The sequence below is a fragment of the Ramlibacter sp. genome (assembly GCF_035554825.1).
Taxonomy (GTDB): Bacteria; Pseudomonadota; Gammaproteobacteria; order Burkholderiales; family Burkholderiaceae_C; genus Ramlibacter.
The window spans coordinates 1-3,630 of record NZ_DATMHS010000117.1; the positions used below are offsets into that span (position 1 = coordinate 1).

At 69.7% G+C, this 3,630-nt stretch carries 3 protein-coding genes and 1 pseudogene; all 4 read right to left on the minus strand.

Going from position 1 to position 3,630, the window contains the following annotated elements:
• Positions 1–309 (minus strand): annotated as a pseudogene (gene aroE / locus VNT59_RS14590) (shikimate dehydrogenase); the annotation flags it as partial.
• Positions 306–1,157, minus strand: coding sequence for an energy transducer TonB (locus tag VNT59_RS14595; RefSeq protein WP_325499304.1), 852 nt, complete (start codon positions 1,155–1,157; stop codon positions 306–308). The gene VNT59_RS14595 and the pseudogene aroE, both read right to left, overlap by 4 nt.
• A gap of 2 nt (positions 1,158–1,159) precedes the next feature.
• A complete protein-coding gene (locus VNT59_RS14600; protein WP_325499299.1) occupies positions 1,160–3,226 on the minus strand; it encodes a ribonuclease catalytic domain-containing protein in 2,067 nt (688 codons plus the stop codon).
• A 28-nt stretch (positions 3,227–3,254) separates the two neighbouring features.
• On the minus strand, positions 3,255–3,630 hold a 376-nt coding region (locus tag VNT59_RS14605; protein ID WP_325499302.1), incomplete at its 5' end, for a YqiA/YcfP family alpha/beta fold hydrolase.

Consider the following 3,630-nt stretch of genomic DNA (forward strand, 5'->3'; position numbering starts at 1 on the left):
GTCGGTGTTGTCGCCGAAAATGCCGTCGCCGTCGAAGCGCCGGGTGTTGCAGGCCCGCGCCAGCCGGGCGCGCGGCGACGGCCGGCCGGCCAGCGCGGCGGCGTCGAACTTGAACGGCACCGTGACATTGCAGCCGCTGCCGCCCTCGGCCTGGAATGCGCGCAGCGCAGTCGCGAACCCGCCGAGCGGCACCAGGCGCTTCTCGTAGGTCATCGCCTGGCCCGTGAGCTGCGCGAAGCGCGCGTGGATCCACGGCGACCGGCTGTGTTCCACGGGGTGGCCCATGACGCAGTAGCGATCGGCGCTCATCGGTCGGTCAGTTTCGTTTCGAGGGTTTCGTCGCGCGTGAACTTGAAGCGCGACACGACGACGATCTGGTCGGCCTTGCGCCGCATGGCGTCGCTGAAGCGGCCGAACGGCCCCGAGCTGCGGGCGATCGTCATCGCCCGGCGGTCCAGCGCCAGGCTGCCCGACGTCTGCGCCACCTCGGTATCGAGCACCTTGCCGTCGAAGTTCACCGTGACGACCATGGTCAGCTCGCCGTACAGCTTGCGCCCGGCGACTTCGGGGAAGTTGCGCGTGCCCCTGTCCTCGATCTTGCGGCGCAGGGTGTCGTAATAGACGGCGTAGACCTCTTCGCGCGTCGACGGGCTGATGTAGCGCTTCTTGGGCCGCGCGTTCTCCTCGTTGATGCGGCGCTCGATCTCGGCCAGCATCTTGAGCAGCTGCTTGCGCTTGTTCTCGCGCGCCTGCGCCGCCGGATCGCTGGTGGGCTGCTTGGGATCGGGCGGCGGCATCGCCGCGAGCATCCGCTTGATCTGGGCCAGCATCATCATCTGCTGTTCCTGCATGGCCTCGATCTTCTTCTGGGCGTCCTCGGCGGCGTCGCCGATCTCGGTCAGCGCCGACGGCGGCAGCGGCGAGGTGGCATGCCCGCGGGCAGCTTCGCCGCCGCCGGCCAGCGAGGTCTGCGCGATCGCGCGGGCCGCCTTGTCGGCCTTCTCGCTGGTCCTGGTGTTGACCAGGATGACCTCCAGCGGCGTGTCCTGGAACACCCGGTTGAAGCCCTCGGGGTCGACGAAGCGAACCGTCAGCAACGCGGCGTGGACGGCGACCGAGACGCCGAGCGCGATCTGCAGGGTACTGAACGAACGCAAATTCACTGGGGGCGAGGGTCGGCGGCGGTGGCCTCGGGGGCGGGTTCCCCAGTGTCGTTGACATCCACGGCGATCGCAATCGGGCCGGCCACCGCTTCCTCCTCGCCTTCCTCGTCTTCCACGGAAAGTGGTTCGGGCACCACATCGAGGCGTTCGAGCACGGTGCCTTTCAGGTCCAGGGTGATGGCGTCGATCTCGCCGAGCTTGACCCGCACCCGGGCGCCGCGCGGCAGGTCCGCGCCGCCCAGCACGGGCAGCACCAGCGGCAGGTCGTCGGCGCGGACCAGGCCCTCCTTGAAGACCATGCCGATGATTTCGGTGGTGCCTTGCTGCTGCAGGTAGCGCAGCGTCCAGAAACGCTCCATCGCGGCCTGATGCGCGTTGTAGGCCATGTACGCCGCGTCGAAGCCGGAAATCACCGAAAACAGCTCGGCGTCCTTGGGCTTGAAGGGCGCCGCCAGCGCCGCCGTGCGCCCGTGGCGGGCGGCGGCGATGATCTGCCACTGGTTCACCAGGTCGGTGTAGCGGCGCAGCGGCGAGGTGCTCCAGGCGTAGCTCTTGACCCCGATCCCGGCGTGCGGCAGCGCCTTGGTGCCCATGCGCACCTTCACCCCCGGCGCCAGGCTGGCCTGGCTGCGGTAGATCGCCGGCACGCCCAGTTCGGCGAGCCACGAGCCCCAGCTGCTGTTGGCGAGGATCATGGCCTCCGACACGATCAGGTCCAGCGGCGCGCCGCGCCGGCGGGTGCTGATCTCCACCCGTTCGTCCCCGGCCGGCTCCGCGCCGTCGTTGCCGACCAGCCGGAAGTTGTAGTCGGGGCGGTTGAAGGTCTCGGGCTTGCCGCGCACCAGTTCGCGCTGCGATTTCAGGTGGGTGGCCAGGCGAAACAGGAACGAGAGCTCGTCGCGCAGCTGGTGGACCGGGTGCGTTTGGTCGGCTTCGCCCGGATCGCCGCCGCGCAGCCAGTCCTCGGTGATCACGGCGTCGAGCTGGTCGTGCCGCAGGTTCTGGGCGATGGGGACCCGCTCCAGGCTGGTGCGGGTGCCTTTGAGCGCGAGCGAGGCTTCGTCGTACTCGGCGTAGAGCGACACCGCCGGACAGTCGCGCCCGGCCAGCAGCGTGTACGCCTGCACCACCTCGTCGGGCAGCATGGTGATCTTGTAACCCGGCATGTACACCGTGGACAGGCGCTGGCGCGCCACCTGGTCGATCGGGGTGGCGGGCTGCAGCGCCAGGCCGGGGGCGGCGATGTGGATGCCGACCGTCACGGTGCCCGTGCCGAGCCCCTGCACCGACAGCGCGTCGTCGATCTCCGTGGTGCTGGAGTCGTCGACCGAGAAGGCCTGCACCGGCGCCAGCGGCAGCTCCTCGCGGATGGCCGGCGCCTGCAGCGGCGGGAAGCCGGTCCCCTTGGGGAAGTTCTCGAACAGGAAGCGCTTCCAGTGGAACTGGTAGGGCGAGTCGATGGCGCCGGCGCGCTGCAGCAGCGCCAGCGGCGCCGTGTGGCTGGCGCGCGAGGCCTCGACCACCGCCTTGTATTCAGGCGCGTTCTTGTCGGGCCGGAACAGGATCTTGAACAGCTGGTCGCGCACCGGCGCCGGGCAGGTGCCGGCCGCCAGCTCGCCGGCCCATTGCGCGATCTGCGCCTGCAGCTGCTGCTTCTTCTCGATCGCGGCCAGCGCCTGCTGCAGGATCTCGGCCGGCGCCTTGCGGAAGCGGCCGCGACCGGCGCGCCGGAAATAGTGCGGCGCCTCGAACAGGCGCAGCAGGGCGCCCGCCTGCTGGGCCAGCGTCGGCTGCGCGCTGAAATACTCGCGTGCCAGGTCGGCGAACCCGAATTCCTCCTCGGGAGCGAACTCCCAGGCGAGTTCGAGCTCGATCCCGGACGCGATCGCCTGGGCTTCGCGCATCAGCTCCGCCGGGGCCGGCTGCTCGAATCTGAGCAGCACGTTCGCGGCCTTGACCTTGACGCGCTTGCCGCTGTCGAGCTCGACCTGGGACGACGCTTCCGCCTCCGACAGCACCCGGCCGGTCTGGAACTTCCCGGCTTCTTCGAACAATGCAAACATGGGCGCGATTGTCCCATGCGCCCTGCGCTCACAGGCCGAGGAAGGCCAGCACGTCGGGCAGGTGGGCGTCGAAGTCGGACAGGCCGTGGTCGCTGCCTTCCAGCAGCTTGATCCGCGCGCCGGGATAGCGGCCCGTCATCTCTCGCCAGTCCAGCAGTTCGTCGCCCTTGGCGATCACCGCGAAGTAGTTCGCCGGCTGCGCCGGCGTCCCGACTTCGAGCGCCGTCAGTTCGTCGACGAACGCCGGCTCGAACATGAAGTGCAGCGACGGATCGTGGAACGCCGCCTGCTCGCCGGTGTGGCGGGCGAGGTCGCGCGCCGGATCGACGGCCGGATTCAGGAGCACCGCGCGGCAGCCGGTCTTTTCCGCCACGTGCGTGGCGTAGAAGCCACCGAGCGAGGAG